This window comes from Myceligenerans indicum, assembly GCF_016742955.1.
Classification (GTDB): Bacteria; Actinomycetota; Actinomycetes; order Actinomycetales; family Cellulomonadaceae; genus Myceligenerans; species Myceligenerans indicum.
This window is the reverse complement of record NZ_JABBYC010000005.1, coordinates 1-15,721: the sequence shown is the minus strand read 5'-3', so window position 1 is coordinate 15,721 and position 15,721 is coordinate 1. Positions and strand designations below refer to the sequence as shown.

The window sequence follows — 15,721 nt, the reverse complement described above, 5'->3', positions numbered from 1 at the left end:
CTCGCTCAGCCGATCTGGGTGATCTCGGGGCCGCGCCGCAGCGGGTTGAAGTCCGGGGCGTCGGGCCGGGTACCCGCCGGCGCGGCGGACGCGCCCTCCGCCACGGCTCCCTCGGCGGCGGTCGCGCTCTTCTGCCGCGGCAGGGTCAGCGTGAGCAGGTCGCGCGGCGGCCGCGGGCTCTCGTCACGCACGACCACGACGTTGGCGAACACCGACTCCAGGGGGCGAGCGGCCTCCTTGTCGAGGGCCGCCTTGCCGGCGAGAACCCCGCGCACGAACCAGCGCGGACCGTCGAAGCCGATGAACCGCGCAGGCCGCGTACGGGGCGAACCGTCCGGCGCCGTGGCCGGCATGTGCACCAGCAGCTCACGGCCGAAGACACCGGGCACGTCGTCGACCGAGCCGCCCTGGCGCGCCACCGAGTCGGCGATCTCCGTGCGGATCTCGTCCCAGATCCCGGAGGACTTCGGCGCCGCGAACGCCTGGAGCTGCAGGCTGGATCCGCCGAGGGCGGCGGTGACGCCCGTGACCTTCTGCGTCTTCTTCTCGATCTCCATGCGCAGTTCGAGCCCGGGCAGCACCGGGAGCCAGATCGCGCCCAGGTCGACGCGCGGTCCGGGCTTGTCCACGTCGGAACGGTCGAACGGGCCCTGCGCCGGGGCCGACGACGCCTGCTGGGGAGCCTGCGGCTCCGGTTCGGGCGTCGTCGCCTTCGCTCCACGTCGGAACAGACCCACTTGGCCACCATCTCCTCTCGGGCGGGCGCGGGCTTCGCACCCGACGGTCTACTTTAGTCCCGCTCGCTGAACGCCGGGTGAACGGTCCCTGCCCCTCGGTGAAGGGCGGGACGAGCCGGGACGGCTCAACAGGCCCCGGGCAGCTCTCCGGGCCGCCCAGGACCGGTCACGGGCCTCACGGACGGTCAGGAGCGTGCCGCGGCCCAGCCGCCGCTGGATCCGAAGCCGTCGGCGCCCCGCGCACTGCCCGGAAGGGTCTCGGCTCGCAGGAACCGCGCCCGCTCCACCTTCTGGATCACGAGCTGAGCCACACGATCGCCGCGCGCGAGCTTCACCGCCTCGCGAGGGTCGGTGTTGAGCAGCGTCACCTTGATCTCGCCGCGGTAGCCGGCGTCGACGGTGCCCGGCGCGTTGACGATCGTCACGCCGTGCCGGGCCGCGAGGCCGGAACGGGGGTGCACGAACGCGGCGTAGCCGTCCGGCAGCGCGATGGAGACCCCCGTCGGAACCATCGCCCGGCCTCCGGGCGGCAGTTCCACGTCCTGTGTGGTCACCAGATCTGCGCCGGCGTCTCCCGGGTGGGCGTACGCGGGGACGGGGACGCCGTCGTCGAGAAGCTGGATCAGCACGTCCACGGTGGTGCTGGGATCGGTGGTGTCGTCGTGAGGCACGCTGTGAGGGTACGGGATGATGTCCTTCATGACCTCCCGCGCCACCCTCGACTTCCACGAGCGCCTGCTGCCCGGACCGGGCGGCTGGCTCGGCGTCGCGGGGCTGGGCGTGATCGGGGGGATCGTCCCGTGGCCGCTCAACCCGCCGCTGGGGATAGCCACCGGGATCCTGGTCTGCGCGATCGGGGCGATCGCGCTGGCGACCACGTCGCCCGTGGTGCAGGTCAGTGCCGGGGTGCTGCAGGCGGGACGGGCCAGCATCCCGTTGTCCCAGCTCGGCGAGGCCGTCCCGCTCGACGCGACGGCCATGCGCTGGGAGCTCGGTCCGGGCCTGAACGCGCGGGCCTACGTGTGCCTGCGGGCATGGGCCCGCACGGGAGTCCGCATCTCCCTCGCCGACCCGCGGGACCCCACGCCGTACTGGCTCGTCTCGACCCGGGACCCGGACGCGCTGGTCGCGGCGCTGTCACCGCGCCACAGCGAGGCCTGATCCCCGCGGGCGACGACGGCCTCGCACCGGGTACCGCCACATCCCGGCCGCCCGGGAGCCAACACACGACAAAGGCTGCCACGATCCCGTGGCAGCCTGGTGTCGATACGCGCGAGGGTTGCTCGCGGCGCGCGCTGGGTCAGGCAGCGGCGCACTCCGTGCAGATGGGCTGGCCGCCGTTCTCGGCCGCGAGCTGGCTGCGGTGGTGCACGAGGAAGCAGCTCGAGCAGGTGAACTCGTCGGCCTGGCGGGGCAGCACGCGAACGGCGAGCTCCTCACCGGAGAGGTCCGCGCCCGGAAGCTCGAACCCCTCTGCCGCTTCGGTCTCGTCCTCGTCCACGACGCCGGACGACTTGTCCTGGCGCCGAGCCTGCAGCTCCTGGATCGAGTCCTGCTCGACGTCCTCGTCGGTCTTGCGAGGTGCGTCGTAGTCAGTTGCCATGTGCGTCTCCGTGGATGTTCCGTCGATGGGGGTTGAGCTGATAATGCGTGGCGGCCGGGTTTTGTTCCCGATCGGGCGAACGGATTCTGCACCATTTTTTCGCGCCGCGCGACACGTATCGGTGTTAACCGCGTCACGTCTGCGGTGACCAGCGCCGACAGCCTGTCTGACCAGGCCGTCGATCTACTGGATCCACATTCAGTGAACAGGCTTCGGGCACAGGTGTTTCACAACGTGACACACTTGCGACGCGATTGCGAGTCGGCGAAGCACACGGCCCCGGGAGACCGAGATCCCGGGACCGTGAGACGGAAAACCCTTTTCTACCCTTGGTCCGCGTTGGACGCCTCGAGAATCTTCACCAGCGGCGCCACGAACTCGGCACCCCCCGCCACCAGCATCTCGCCGGTGGCCGCACGCCCCCGCAGCCCCGTCACGACGGCACCGGCCTCGGCCGCCACGAGCGCGCCCGCCGCCATGTCCCACGGGTTCAGGCCGCGCTCGTAGTAGAGGTCGATCGAACCCTGCGCCAGCAGGCACAGGTCGATGGCGGCCGAGCCCAGCCGCCGGATGTCGCGCACCTGCGGCAGGACGTGGGTCAGCACGGCAGCCTGGGAGGCCCGGCGATCGGCGTCGTACCCGAAGCCGGTACCGACCAGGCACTCCCCCAGCGCCGCCGGGCGGGACACGCGGATCGGAAGCCCGTCGCGCGTGGCGCCCTCGCCGAGGCCCGCCGACCAGGTGCGGTTGTCGGGCACGGAGTGGACGGCACCGGCCAGGATGGTCCACTCGGCAGGGTCCGGCGGGCCCGCGACGACCGCGACGGACACCGCCCAGCCCGCGACCCCGTACAGGTAGTTGACGGTGCCGTCGATCGGGTCGACGACCCAGGTGAGCCCGCTCGTGCCGGCCACGTCGTCACCCTCCTCGCCGAGGATGGCGTCGTCGGGCCGCTCCTCGGCGAGGATGCGGCGCAACAGGTCCTCCGAGGCGCGGTCCATCTCGGTGACCGGGTCCGTTCCCGTGGATTTCGTCGCGGCGACCTCGACCTTTGCCGGGCGTCCGTCACGCACGAGCGCACCGGCCGTGACGGCCAGGCGCTCCGCGAGATCTCGAAGCCCCGCCACATCGATATCGGCACCGGGGGGAACGGGGGGAAGAGAGGTTTCGCTCACACTCGCCATCCTGCCGGAATTGTCGTGCCCGTAAATTTCGATGTTCACCCGGCAAGACCAGGCGAACCGTGGTATGAGATCTCGAACGTGGTCAGTCGTCCAAGGAATGACCAGCAGTTGGGACGACTCGGTCCCGGCGTGCCTGTTGGTCGTACGGCGCGGATGATGGCAGTCTCGCAGGTGCACGCGAGCCCATGCGGAGGTAAAGATGGACGAGCTCGAGCTCGTACGGCTGCACGAGGATGGTGACCGCCTGGTCGTCACCGGTCCTGACGGCGCCGAGCACCTGCTGCCCATCACGGACGCCCTGCGTGCCGCCGTGCGCGGCGACCGTCCGCGCATGGAGTCGATCCGTGCCGATGAGGAGCTGGCCATGCGCCCACGGGACATCCAGGCCAGGCTGCGCGCGGGCGCGACCGCCGAAGGCCTCGCCGCCGAGTCCGGGATGCCCGCCGAGCAGATCCGCCGGTTCGAGTACCCGGTGATCTCGGAACGTGAGCACGCCGTGGGGCGGGTCCGCGCGAAGGCCGTGATGTCGGAGGACGGCGGCACCGCGACCATCGGCGACCTCGCCGACAAGCGCCTGCGCGACCGCGACAGCAACCCCGCCACCGTCCGCTGGACCGCCACCCGTGAGGGCATCGCTCCCTGGGTCGTCACGCTCGCGTTCACGGTGGACGCGGGTGAACGGATGGCGCGCTGGTCGTTCGACCCGCGCGGTGGCGCCGTGATCGCGCTCGACGACGAGGCCCGGTGGCTCGCCCGGCCCGAGGACGACGGCGGCCCCGTCTCGCGAACCGTCACGACGCTGCCGCCCACCCGCGGGTACGGACGGGCCGCCGTCGTCGACGACGAGACCGACCTGCTCCTCGACGGCCTGTCCGAGCGACGCGGCCAGCGCCCGCAGCGCAGCACGAGTCCCTCGGACGTCGACGCCGGCGAGCTGGACCTGGACGACCTCTCGCCTCGGCGGCGCCCCGGCCCCGCCGCACGTGCCGCCGGGGAACGCCGGGCGTCAGGCCCGAAGGAGCGGCCCGCGGCCGGTGACGATCCCACGGAACCGGATCCGGCACCTGCCGCCGTCGTCGACCTCGGGGCCCGGCGCGGGAAGCACACCGATTCCGGTACGGGACCCGCGTCCGGCGCCGGCGCACCGGACGAGCCCTCCGCCGGGTCACAGATCGAGTGGGACGGCCCGAGCCAGTGGGAGATCCCCGGACCGGACACGGACGAGGAACGGCGGCCACGCACCGCCGCGCTCCGGACCGGAGGCCCCCTCACTGGTGCCGTCCCCAAGGCGCTCCGGCCCGCGACCGGCGCGACGGCACGGACCAAACCGGGCGCGGACGGCGCGCAGCAGGGCGGGGCGGACGGCGCGGCATCCCCGGTGTCCGGCACGAAGGCGTCCGGCACGAAGGCGTCCGGCACGAAGGTGTCCGGCACGAAGGTGTCCGGCACGAGAGCGTCCGACACCACGGCGTCCGACACGGCCACGGCGGCCCGCGCCGCGCGGGAGGCCGAGTCGGCGGCGGAGCGCGACACGGGCCGGAGGTCCGCCGACCGGACCGCCGACCATGCGGGCCCGGAGAAGGCGAAGCCCGCCTCACGACGCCGTTCGGCCCGCAGGGGCCGCGCTCAGGTCCCGAGCTGGGACGAGATCGTCTTCGGCTCGCGTCCCGAGGGCTGACCGGGGCCCGGCGGCGACGACGTCCACCCGGGACCTGGTGGCGTGACGCATCCCGAGGGCTCGGCGAGTCCCGACGGTTGCGGCCACGCGCCCTTGTCCGGACGGTCGCGGCGACTCGTCGTGTCCGGACGGTCGTCAGCCCGTAGGAAGGTCATACACAGGGCACGGTCATGAACTGGCCCTCACGTCCCCATCGGTGGGACAATCACCTGGTGCCTACCGCCCCCGCCGCCGAGATGCGCAAGACCTTGAACGCCCGATTGCACCGTGCCGGGTACTACCCGCAGCTGGTCTCCGACCTGCTCGAGGTTGCCCTCGCCGGTGAGGACGTGTTGGCGCACCTGGTGCAGGCGGAGACCACGTTCGACTCCGAGGTGCGCCGGCACCTGACCGTCCTGGTCCTGACGCCGACCCGCCTGATCACCGCGCACGTCGACGACCAGCCGGCCGACGAGGGCGACGGCCGCCCCGGCCAGGCCGCGGCCACCACGGAGTCGGTCGCGCTGAAGGAGGTGCGTTCGGTGGGGCTGACGCACATCATCGGCGAGCCGGAGAAGCACCCGCACGGCGCGACGCCTCTCGAACTGAACCTCGCGATCGGCTGGGGTGGCGCCCACCGCATCGACCTCGAGCCTGCCACCTGTGGCGACCCGAACTGCACGGCGGACCACGGGCTCACGGGCCAGTCCCTGCCGGACGACGTCGTCGTGCGCGTGTCGTCGGCTGCCGAGGGGACCGACGCCGTCCGCGCCGCCACCGAGTTCGCCGAAGCCCTGTCTCGGGCCACCGCCGCGTGAGGCCGCAGACCGAGGCGTCCGGGCTGCCGGTCCCGGACGGCGACATCGGCCTGCCCGCCGGCCTGGTGGCGCCGTCCTACGGCCTGGACGGTCTCGCGGCCGTCATGCCCGCCGCCGCGGGCGCACTCGGGCACGAGCTCACCACCGCCACCGGGATCGACTCACGCGCCGCGGCCGAGTCGTTCACCGGCGGATTCGGTTCGGCCACCCGGTGCGTCGTCGTCGTCGTGGACGGCCTCGGCGCGCGCAACCTCGCGGATCGTGGCGGGCACGCGCCCACGATGCGCGGTCTCCTGGCCGGGGCCCGCACCCTCACCTCCAGCTTCCCGAGCACGACGGCGGCCGCGCTGGGCACCCTCGGCACGGGCACCAGCCCGAGCCTGACCGGGCTGCTCGGCTACACCCAGCGCAACCCGGCCACCGGCGGCCTGGCCACTCTCGTGTCCTGGCAGGAGCAGTCGGATCCGTACCGCCGCGGGGCGAAGATGTCGCAGCCGCTCACCGTCGCCCCGCGCGACCTGCAGCGCGAGCCCACCGTGCTGGAGTCGCTCGTGGCCCGCGGTGTCGGGGTGAGCGCTCCGGGTCCCGCGAAGTACGCCGATTCGGGCATGACAACGGCGGCACTGCGGGGACCGCGGTACGTGGTGACAGGCAACGACTTCGGCGATGCCGTCGATGCGACGATCGCGGCGCTGCGCGCACGGGACGGTGCGGAGCACCGGCTTGTCTACCTGTACCAGGGCGCGGTCGACAAGGCCGGGCACCGCCACGGCTGGACCTCCCCGCACTGGGGCCACGCCCTGGAGGACACCGACCGTGAGCTGCGCCGCCTGCTGCGCGGCGTCCCACGCGGCACGCTCGTCCTGGTGACGGCGGACCACGGGCAGGTCACGACGACGCCTGCCCGGCAGCACGACGTCGCCGGCGACCCCGCACTGTCCGACGGCGTCGCACTGCTGGGCGGGGAACCGCGCGCGCTGCATGTCTACACACAGGAGGGCACGGACCCTGCCGAGGTCGCGGCACGGTGGTCCGATCGCCTGGGCACGGACGCCGTCGTCGGCCTGCGCGACGACGTGCTCCGTGCGGGATGGTTCGGTCCTGCGACGGGTCCGGGCTCCCGTTCCCCCGAGCATGTGCGCGAGGTCATGGGCGACGTCGTCGTCGCCACGACCGGGGGCGAGGACGGCACCGGCGCCGCCACCGTCGTCGACTCGCGCCTGCACTCCCCCGAGGCCCGCGCCATGCCTGGCGTGCACGGCTCCCTGACCCCGTACGAGATGCACGTGCCGCTGCTCGTCGCGGTGGCCTGACCAACGCCCGAGGAGCATCGTGGCCGAGCTCGTCTTCTTCACCGGAACCATGGACTCCGGAAAGTCCACCCTGGCCCTGCAGACCGACCACAACTACACGGCCCGCGGGCGACGCGGCCTCATCTTCACCCGGGGAGACCGCGCGGGTGCGGCACGGCTGTCGAGCCGGCTCGGGCTGGAGGTGAACGCACGCGAGGTGTTCGACCACACCGATTTCTGGGCAGAGGTCGGCGCCGAGCGCCGCGCCGGCCGCGCCGTCGACCACCTGGTGTGCGACGAGGCGCAGTTCTACTCGCCGTACCAGGTGGAACAACTGGCACGGCTCGTCGACGAGACCGAGATCGACGTGTTCGCGTTCGGCATCACGACCGACTTCCGCACCCGCCTGTTCCCCGGGTCGGCACGCCTGTTCGAGCTCGCCGACCGGATCGAGGTGCTGCAGGTGCAGTCCCTGTGCTGGTGCGGCGCGCGCGCCACGCACAACGCGCGGACGGTCGACGGCGTCATGGTGACCGAGGGCGACCAGGTCGTCATCGGGGACACGGCGGACGACGGCGGGACGGACGGGGATGCTGACGGCCGCGGGACCAACGGCGCAACGGGCGCCGGCAACACGGATGACGGCGGGGCGGACGGCCACGGACGGGGTGCCGGCCGGACGGGTGACAGCACGGCGGGTAGCGGGACCATGGCCGACGAAGCCTCTGGCGGCCGGATGGACGGCGGCAACGGCGCGCCGCATGGTGGCAGCACCGGGCCTGCGGCCGTCGTGGCCTACGAGGTACTTTGCCGGCGTCATCACATGCGCCGGATGACGGCGGCGACGGCGCGCCGCCACAGCACGGCGTCCGACTCCCTCTGGAACTGACCGGGCTGGACTGATCGGGCTGGACTGACCGGCCAGGACTGACCGGCCTGGAACTGACCGGAATCCCCTTTCCGGACCAAAGCCTTTCTCGCGGTGACGGACAGATCGTCGTCCGACACAGGAGGCGGCCAATTCTTGAACGGTGCCCGGCAGGAAGAGCCGACTCACGGAATGAGCCGGTCCACGATCTCCAGGGTGTCCGTCTCGAAATGGCCGTCGTCACGGATCACCTGTGTCCCGCCGAGGCGGTCGAACATGGCCCGGCCCTGCGCAGCGTCGCAGCCGTAGGGGTCCGTCACCGAGTTGACGAGGACCAGGTCGCGGACACCCGCGCGGATCGCGGACCAGTCGTAGGACTCCTGGAGGACGGGCTCCTCGGACTCGTTGGGCCGCGTGCAGTAGCCGGCCACCAGCACGGCCTGGGCCACCGGCCGCTCCAGCTTCTCCAGGAGCGCGAGCAGGAGCGCGGCGCCGCCGGAATGGCCCACCAGCACGGTGCCGGGACCGAAGGTGTGCGCTGCCAGGACACCCGGGAGCATGTCCGCCACCGGTTCGATGTTGATCCCCGGATGGTGCGGCACCTCGACGTCGTAGCCGCGGGCCGCGAGCCGGTCGCCGAGCCAGCGGTACCAGAGCACCGACGGCGGCGCCCCCGTCCCGTGGAAGATCACGGCGTGTCGCGGCTCCGCCGATCCGTGATCGCGGGCAGCGGTCTGCGCCACCGGGCCGGACCGGTCCAGCGGCATGCCGACGGCCGTCATCGGATCCGTCCGTCGCGCCGTCACGGCGGGCAGGCCGCCCTTGCCTGACAGTCCATCGCTCATCCCGGAATCGTAGAGGCCGTCGTCACACGCCGTCGTCACACGCCGTCGTCACACGCCGTCGTCACACGCCGTCGTCACACGCCGTCGTCACACGCCGTCGTCACACGCCGTCGTCACACGCCGTCGTCACACGCCGTCGTCACACGCCGTGGTCACAAGCCGTGGTCACAAGCCGTGGTCACAAGCCGTGGTCACAAGCCGTGGTCACAAGCCGTGGTCGCTTTCTGTGGTCGGGGGTTTGGCGCGTGGTCGGTCAAGTGATTGACCGACCACGCGCCAAACCCCCGACCACAGAAAGCGACCACGGAAAGCACCGCACCTGACTGCGCACAGCACTTCAGGCCGCGCCGTCCGAGGTCTCCCGCTCAGCTCAGCCGGCAGCCGGCAGTCGGCACCCGGCAGTCGGCACCCACCCGGCACCCGGCAGTCGGCACCGGCACCCGCACCGGCACCAGCACCAGCACCAGCACCAGCACCAGCACCAGCACCAGCACGCTACGCCGGAAGCGCTCTGCGCAGTGGATCGGTGCGCCGGGTGGCCGCGTGCAGGCGGATGGTCGCGTGGAGGACCGACGCACCACGTTCCGCGACCGTCACCGGGTACAGCTCCAGCGACGCGAGCTCGGGCAGGTCGTCGGCCATGACCGACACCCGTGCCAGCACGTCCTCCAGCGCGGCGACGTCCGACGCCGGAGTCCCCTGGTAGCCGAACAGCCGTGGTGCGGTCCGCACGCCGCGCACCATCCGCGCCACGTCGACGTCGGTCAGCGGCGGCACGCCGTGGGACACGTCGTCCAGCAGGTCGGTGGCGTCGCCGGCGAGTCCGAACGACACGACCGGACCGAACAGGTCGTCCTCCCGGCTCCGGATCACGCACGCCACTCCTGGCGGTGCCATCGCCTGGATCTCGAGCACCGGCTCGACGGCGGGTACCAGCGACGCGGCGGCCGCCTGCATCCGTGCGGCGTCGGCCCGGAGCTCGGACTCCTCCGCGATGTCCAGCTTCACCCCGCCCAGGTCCGCGCGGTGCCGCAGGACGGGAGTCGCGATCTTCAGCGCCACCGGCCAGCCCACCTCGCGGGCCGCTGCCACCGCCTCGTCCGGCGAGGTCACCGTGCGAGCCGTCCACAGACGGATTCCGTAGCAGGCCAGCAGTTCGGCGGCACGGACGTCGTCCAGCGGAACGGCTCCCACGGGCGTCCCGGACCCACCGGACCCGGCCGGCACGGCGCGGCCAGGGATCCCGGACACTCCGGACCCTGAACCGTCCGGACCGTTCTCCCCCGCCCCACCGTTGCCAGCCCCACCGTTGCCCGCCCCACCGGCCCCCGCCCCGTTCGCGCCGCCGGACACGCCCTCGTCGAGCACGCTCTCCACGAGCTCCCGCGCGCGGGCGCGGTCCACGCCTTCGGGCCGCACCGGCTCCCCGTGGTCCTGCTTGCGCCAGCGCGCATACCTGACGACGGCGCCCAGCGCCCACACCGCGTCCTCGGGTGTGGAGAAGGCCGGGACGCGCACCTCGCCCGAGCGCAGCACGTCCGGCATCCCGTGCAGCCCGAGCATGCTCGCCACCGTGGTGCGCCCCGTCCGGGCCGCCGCGGCCGCCACGGCGCGCGCGATCCCGTCGGACCTCGGCACGACGACGGGAACGTCCACCACGACGACGGCGTCACAGGCTTCCGGTGCGTACAGGCTCTCGACGGCGTGCGCGACGTCCCGGTCGGAAGCCCCCGGCTGGAGCGCCACCGCGTGGCCCACGTCCAGCCCGGCCGCACCGCACGCCTCCGACACCAGGGTCAGGAGCGTCGGCGAGCCCGCCAGGATGCCCACCCGCCGCCCGTGCGGGAGGGGCTGGTGCGCCGCGACCTGCGCGACATCCATGAGCTGGTGGGTGTTCTCCGCGCGGATCACGCCGGACTGGGTCAGCACCTCGTCCAGCATCCGGCGGGGCGCACGCGTGGTCCGCACCGCGTGCCCGGGCGGCACGACGTGGCCCGACCGCCCCGCGACCACCACGACCACCGGCTTGCGTGCCGCCAGTCGGCGCGCGATCCGCGAGAACTTGCGCGGGTTGCCCAGGGTCTCCAGGTAGAGGCAGACGACGCCGGTGGCCGGGTCGTCCTGCCAGTACTGCATCAGGTCGTTGCCCGACACGTCCGCCCGGTGTCCCGCCGACACCAGCGACGACACTCCCAGGCCTCGCCCGGTCACCGTCCTCGCCAGTGTGACCGCGGCGGGCGCGGACTGGCAGAACAGCCCGACCACGCCGTCGGGCGGCGGGTGTTCCGCGAGCGAGGCGCGCAGCCGCCCGCCGGGGCCGTTGGTGACCAGCCCGTACGACGCCGGCCCGACGACCCGCATCCCCGCCGAGTGCGCCACGCGCACCAGCTCGCGCTGCCGTGCCAGGCCGGCCTGCCCGGTCTCCGCGTACCCGCCCGAGAACACCACGACGCCCCGAGCCCCGTGGGCGGCCGCACGGCGCACCGCCTCGATCGCCCGGTCGGGCGGCGCGGCCACGAGCAGGAGATCGATCTCACCCACGTCGTCCCAGCCGGTCACGAAGGAGGGAGCCGTGGATCGCGCGTCCGCCGCGGCGTCCGTCTCCGGCGCCGCGGCCACCTCCGGCCCCGGCGCCCCGGACCGCCCGCCCGACGGCCCCGGCATCACGGCCGGACCGGACGTCACGTCCGGCTCGTCCTCGCCTGCGGTCTCCGGCGCCACACCCAGCACCGTCAGCTCGGTGTCGCCGGGTTCGGCGCGGTGCGACGCGACGACCCGGGCCGCCTGCAGGGCCTCCAGCGAGTGGGGTGGATCAGCCCGGCCGTCGTCGTCCCCGATGGGGGCCGGGCCGACGAGCAGGACCCGGCGAGCGCCGAGCAGGCCCGCCATCGAGACGGACTCGGCGCGGTGCTCGCGGTCGGCCATGACCTCCCGGGAGCGGTCGGTGGGGTCGAGGTCGATACCCACGTGCACGAAGCCGTCGTCCAGGTGCTGCTCGATGGCGTAGCCGGCCTCTCGGAACACGCCGAGCATGGCGCGGTTCTGGGGCAGGACCTCCGCGACGAAGCGGTGGATGCCCCGTTCACGGGCGGCGTCCGCCACGTGCTCCAGAAGCACGGAACCGAGGCCGCGGCCCTGCATCGTGTCGGCGATGTTGAAGGCGACCTCGGCGGTGCGGGGCCCGGGCCCGGGGACGACGTCGAACCGGGCGACGCCGAGGATCTCCTCACCCGCACCCTCGGGCGCCCCGTCGGCGCGGCTCCCGGACGCGGGGCGCACCGCGACCAGTGCGGTCCGGTCGACGTGGTCCACCGTGACGAACTGTCGCAGCATCCGCTCCGGGATCCGGTTGAGCGCGGCGAAGAAGCGGTAGTACACCGAGCGCTCGGACTGGGCCATGTGGAATCGCTGGAGGGCATCGGCGTCGTCGGGCCGGATGGGACGCAGGTGGGTGGTGGTGCCGTCGCGGAGCACGACGTCGGCCTCCCACTCCACCGGGTACCGGACGTCGTGCCGTGCCACGCCTGCGGCGTCTTCGCTCACACGGCAAGGCTAACCAAGGTCCGCGTCGAACACGTGTAGGTTTGCCCTGTCGCACGCCCGGACCCGGTCCGCAGGCACGACGCCCCCTTTCCGCCCTTCTCACGCAGGAGCCCGAAGAGAAATGGCCCGCAAGCCGTCGTCCGCCCCGCTCGACGAGAGCGAGATCCACGAGACGATCGTCGACATCGACGTCTCGGCGGAGATGGAGTCCTCGTACCTCGAGTACGCGTACTCCGTGATCTACAGCCGCGCACTCCCGGACGCACGCGACGGCCTCAAGCCGGTCCAGCGCCGCATCCTCTACATGATGTCGGACATGGGGCTGCGCCCCGACCGCGCGCACGTGAAGTCCTCACGCGTGGTGGGCGAGGTGATGGGCAAGCTCCACCCGCACGGCGACACGGCGATCTACGACGCGCTGGTGCGTCTCGCCCAGGACTTCTCCCTGCGCCTGCCGCTGGTGGACGGGCACGGGAACTTCGGTTCGCTCGACGACGGCCCGGCGGCCCCCCGGTACACGGAGGCACGGCCCGCGGCGTCGGCGGTGGCGATGACGTCGGACCTCGACGAGGACGTCGTCGACTTCGTGCCCAACTACGACAACAAGCTCACCCAGCCGGACGTGCTCCCGTCGGCGATCCCCAACCTGCTGGTCAACGGAGCCTCCGGGATCGCGGTCGGAATGGCGACGAACATGCCGCCGCACAACCTCGTCGAGGTGGTGGCCGCCGCGCAGCACCTCCTGAAGCACCCGGACGCCACCCTGGAGGACGTGCAGCGCTTCGTGCCGGGCCCCGACCTGCCCGGCGGGGGCAAGATCGTCGGCCTGGAGGGCGTGCGCGACGCCTACCGCACGGGCCGGGGAACGTTCCGCACCCGGGCGACCGCGCGCATCGAGAACGTCACCCCGCGGCGGCGCGGCATCGTGGTCACGGAACTGCCGTACTCGGTGGGTCCGGAAAAGGTGATCGAGAAGGTCGCCGACGGCGTCAAGAACAAGAAGATCCAGGGCGTCACCGCCGTGCAGGACCTCACGGACCGCAACCACGGGCTGCGGCTGGTCGTCGAGGTGAAGGCCGGCTTCGACCCGGAGGCGGTGCTGGAGCAGCTGTACCGCACGACGCCGCTGGAGGACACGTTCGGCATCAACAACGTGACGCTGGTGGACGGCCAGCCGTGCACGCTGGGCCTGCTGGACCTCCTGAGCGTGTGGGTGAACCACCGTATCGACGTGGTCCGACGCCGTTCGCAGTTCCGCCTGCGCAAGCGGCAGGAGCGGCTGCACCTGGTCGAGGGCCTGCTGGTGGCGATCCTCGACATCGACGAGGTGATCCAGGTGATCCGCTCGTCCGACGACGCGGGCGTGGCCCGCGAACGCCTGATGGGCGTGTTCGACCTGTCCGAGGCCCAGGCCTCCTACATCCTCGATCTCCAGCTGCGCCGCCTGACGAAGTTCTCGCGGATCGAGCTGGAGAAGGAGCAGGAGGAGCTGCGGCTGGAGATCGCGAAGCTGGAGGAGATCCTCGGCTCGGAGAAGGTGCTGCGCCGTCTCGTGTCGAAGGAGATGGGCGAGGTCGCCAAGACCTACGGCACGCCCCGGCGCACCATCCTGCTGGACGCCGAGGGCGGCAGCGTCGGCTCCGCCGCTCCGGCCGCGCGCGGCAGGAAGAAGGGCGTGCTGGACGACCTGAACCTGCAGATCGCCGACTCCCCCACCCGCGTCGTGCTCTCGGCGACGGGCCTGCTGGCCAGGCTGGCCGATGCGGCACCGGTGTCACGGACGGGCAACCGCGCCGCGCACGACGCGCTGCGCGCCGACTGCGCGGCCACCACGCGCGGCGAGATCGCCCTGGTCACGTCCCGCGGCCGGGCGCTGCGGGTGCCCGTGGTCGAGCTGCCGACGCTGCCGACGACCGACGGTGCGCCGTCGCTGTCCGGCGGGCTGCCGCTGTCGGAGCTCGTGGACCTGGCCGCGAACGAGACGGTGCTGGGTCTGCTGGCCATCGGCGAGGGCGCCCCGACCCTCGCGCTCGGCACGGCGGCAGGCGTGGTCAAGCGGGTCACCAGCACCGACGTACCGAAGAACGGCGACGACTGGACCGTGATCGGTCTCAAGGACGGCGACGAGGTGGTCGGCGCGGCCCTCGTGACCGACGACGACGAGCTGGTGTTCGTGTCCTCCGACTCCTCGCTGCTGCACTTCCCCGCCGCCACGGTCCGGCCGCAGGGCAGGTCCGGTGGCGGTGTCGCGGGGATCAAGCTCGCGGCGGACCAGCGGGTCGTCTTCTTCGGCGCGGTGCCGGCCGGTGCGGAGGCATCGGTGGTGACGATCACGACCTCGGACGAGGCACTGCCGGACATGGAAGCCGGTATGGGCAAGGTGACGCCGTTCGAGCTCTACCCCGGCAAGGGGCGCGCCACCGGCGGTGTCCGCTCCCAGCGGTTCCTCAAGGGGTTCGACGGTCTCACGCTCGCCTGGGTGGGCGCGGCCCCGGCCCGCGCGCTCGGTGCGGGCGGGCAGCCCGTGGAGCTGCCGGAGACGGACGAGCGCCGGGACGGCTCGGGCACGCCGCTGGAGACCCCGGTCACGGTGGTGGGCTGACGACTTCCGGCTGATTCTCGTGCGGCTGTCGATTCTGCGGGTGCTCGCCCGTCCAGGACGTGTCAGCATTCACCACGACGCACGAGGAGCTCGACATGACTGACACCTGGGTGTTCCTGATCCGTGAGCCCGACTGGGACTCGGACTCCTTCCTCCCGGAGAACATGGGCGGGCGTGCCCGTCAGGACGTCTCCGGGCAGATGGCCGCGCATGCGCGGTTCCAGGACGCGGTCGCCGAACTGGACGCGAAGATCGTCGACGGCAAGGCACTGCAGAACTCGAAGTACGGCGGGTGGGTGACCGTCGGCAAGGACGGGGCGGATCCGGTCTGGACCGACGCCCCGTTCGCCGACTCGAGCGAGGTCATCACCGGGTTCTACGCCGTGGAGTGCGACGAGGAGTCCGCGCGCAGGATCGCGGCGCTCGTGCCGAGCAACCACGTCGTGGAGTGGCGCAAGGTCATGAACTTCGGTGACTGAGACGCCGGCCGGGCGGGCGTGTCCGGTGACGGCGCCCACCCGCCCGGCCGGCGTCTCAGTCACCGAAGTTCATGACCTTGCGCCACTCCACGA

General features: G+C 72.6%; 14 protein-coding genes. 7 read left to right on the top strand and 7 right to left on the bottom strand.

Annotated elements, in window-relative coordinates; genetic code table 11:
• Positions 1–5: 5 nt before the first annotated feature.
• Entirely contained in the window at positions 6–737 is a 732-nt protein-coding gene (locus tag HGK34_RS05035; protein ID WP_201845486.1) for a DUF3710 domain-containing protein, read from the bottom strand.
• A 185-nt stretch (positions 738–922) separates the two neighbouring features.
• Complete coding sequence (gene dut / locus HGK34_RS05030) at positions 923–1,366, bottom strand: dUTP diphosphatase (protein WP_372433075.1); 444 nt, start codon at positions 1,364–1,366, stop codon at positions 923–925.
• Positions 1,367–1,436: 70 nt separating this feature from the next.
• Here dut and HGK34_RS05025 point away from each other — a divergent pair, with 70 nt between their 5' ends.
• A complete protein-coding gene (locus HGK34_RS05025; RefSeq protein ID WP_201845484.1) occupies positions 1,437–1,898 on the top strand; it encodes a DUF3093 domain-containing protein in 462 nt (153 codons plus the stop codon).
• 139 nt (positions 1,899–2,037) lie between these two features.
• On the opposite strand, the gene HGK34_RS05020 is transcribed toward HGK34_RS05025, so the two are convergent.
• Together HGK34_RS05020 and HGK34_RS05015 are read right to left on the bottom strand one after the other, a co-directional pair.
• Positions 2,038–2,340: a DUF4193 domain-containing protein gene (locus HGK34_RS05020; RefSeq protein WP_123814110.1), complete on the bottom strand. Its 303-nt coding sequence runs from the start codon at positions 2,338–2,340 to the stop codon at positions 2,038–2,040.
• 323 nt (positions 2,341–2,663) lie between these two features.
• Positions 2,664–3,524 carry an inositol monophosphatase family protein gene (locus HGK34_RS05015; RefSeq protein WP_201845483.1) on the bottom strand — a complete coding sequence of 287 codons (861 nt, stop codon included), beginning with the start codon at positions 3,522–3,524 and terminating at the stop codon, positions 2,664–2,666.
• A 199-nt stretch (positions 3,525–3,723) separates the two neighbouring features.
• On the opposite strand from HGK34_RS05015, the gene sepH reads away from it, so the two are divergent.
• From sepH to HGK34_RS23455, 4 genes are all read left to right on the top strand, one after another.
• A complete protein-coding gene (gene sepH, locus HGK34_RS05010; protein ID WP_201845482.1) occupies positions 3,724–5,202 on the top strand; it encodes a septation protein SepH in 1,479 nt (492 codons plus the stop codon).
• A gap of 212 nt (positions 5,203–5,414) precedes the next feature.
• Entirely contained in the window at positions 5,415–5,999 is a 585-nt protein-coding gene (locus HGK34_RS05005) for a DUF5998 family protein (protein ID WP_372433071.1), read from the top strand.
• Positions 5,996–7,312 (top strand): alkaline phosphatase family protein, encoded by a 1,317-nt coding sequence (locus HGK34_RS05000; protein WP_307815774.1) that lies wholly within the window; start codon positions 5,996–5,998, stop codon positions 7,310–7,312. The genes HGK34_RS05005 and HGK34_RS05000 overlap by 4 nt, the downstream gene beginning before the upstream one ends.
• A 19-nt stretch (positions 7,313–7,331) precedes the next feature.
• Positions 7,332–8,180: a thymidine kinase gene (locus HGK34_RS23455; RefSeq protein ID WP_307815772.1), complete on the top strand. Its 849-nt coding sequence runs from the start codon at positions 7,332–7,334 to the stop codon at positions 8,178–8,180.
• Between the two features lie 164 nt (positions 8,181–8,344).
• Here the strand turns inward: HGK34_RS23455 and HGK34_RS04985 are convergent, their stop codons facing one another.
• From HGK34_RS04985 to HGK34_RS04980, 3 genes are all read right to left on the bottom strand, one after another.
• Entirely contained in the window at positions 8,345–9,004 is a 660-nt protein-coding gene (locus tag HGK34_RS04985) for an alpha/beta fold hydrolase (protein WP_244666431.1), read from the bottom strand.
• 365 nt (positions 9,005–9,369) lie between these two features.
• Positions 9,370–9,492 (bottom strand): hypothetical protein, encoded by a 123-nt coding sequence (locus HGK34_RS23135; RefSeq protein WP_280517849.1) that lies wholly within the window; start codon positions 9,490–9,492, stop codon positions 9,370–9,372.
• Between the two features lie 7 nt (positions 9,493–9,499).
• Positions 9,500–12,547 carry a GNAT family N-acetyltransferase gene (locus HGK34_RS04980; RefSeq protein WP_307815769.1) on the bottom strand — a complete coding sequence of 1,016 codons (3,048 nt, stop codon included), beginning with the start codon at positions 12,545–12,547 and terminating at the stop codon, positions 9,500–9,502.
• Between the two features lie 121 nt (positions 12,548–12,668).
• Here HGK34_RS04980 and HGK34_RS04975 point away from each other — a divergent pair, with 121 nt between their 5' ends.
• Positions 12,669–15,149 carry a DNA gyrase/topoisomerase IV subunit A gene (locus tag HGK34_RS04975; protein WP_201845481.1) on the top strand — a complete coding sequence of 827 codons (2,481 nt, stop codon included), beginning with the start codon at positions 12,669–12,671 and terminating at the stop codon, positions 15,147–15,149.
• A 95-nt stretch (positions 15,150–15,244) separates the two neighbouring features.
• Positions 15,245–15,628, top strand: coding sequence for a YciI family protein (locus tag HGK34_RS04970; protein WP_201845480.1), 384 nt, complete (start codon positions 15,245–15,247; stop codon positions 15,626–15,628).
• The last annotated feature ends 93 nt before the right edge of the window (positions 15,629–15,721 follow it).

Excerpts from the sequence above, each read along its gene's own strand:
- HGK34_RS05025 (WP_201845484.1), top strand. The coding sequence starts at position 1,437 with ATGACCTCCCGCGCCACCCTCGACTTCCACGAGCGCCTGCTGCCCGGA.
- HGK34_RS05020 (WP_123814110.1), bottom strand. The coding sequence starts at position 2,340 with ATGGCAACTGACTACGACGCACCTCGCAAGACCGACGAGGACGTCGAG.
- HGK34_RS05015 (WP_201845483.1), bottom strand. The coding sequence starts at position 3,524 with ATGGCGAGTGTGAGCGAAACCTCTCTTCCCCCCGTTCCCCCCGGTGCC.
- sepH (WP_201845482.1), top strand. The coding sequence starts at position 3,724 with ATGGACGAGCTCGAGCTCGTACGGCTGCACGAGGATGGTGACCGCCTG.
- HGK34_RS04985 (WP_244666431.1), bottom strand. The coding sequence starts at position 9,004 with ATGAGCGATGGACTGTCAGGCAAGGGCGGCCTGCCCGCCGTGACGGCG.
- HGK34_RS04975 (WP_201845481.1), top strand. The coding sequence starts at position 12,669 with ATGGCCCGCAAGCCGTCGTCCGCCCCGCTCGACGAGAGCGAGATCCAC.
- HGK34_RS04970 (WP_201845480.1), top strand. The coding sequence starts at position 15,245 with ATGACTGACACCTGGGTGTTCCTGATCCGTGAGCCCGACTGGGACTCG.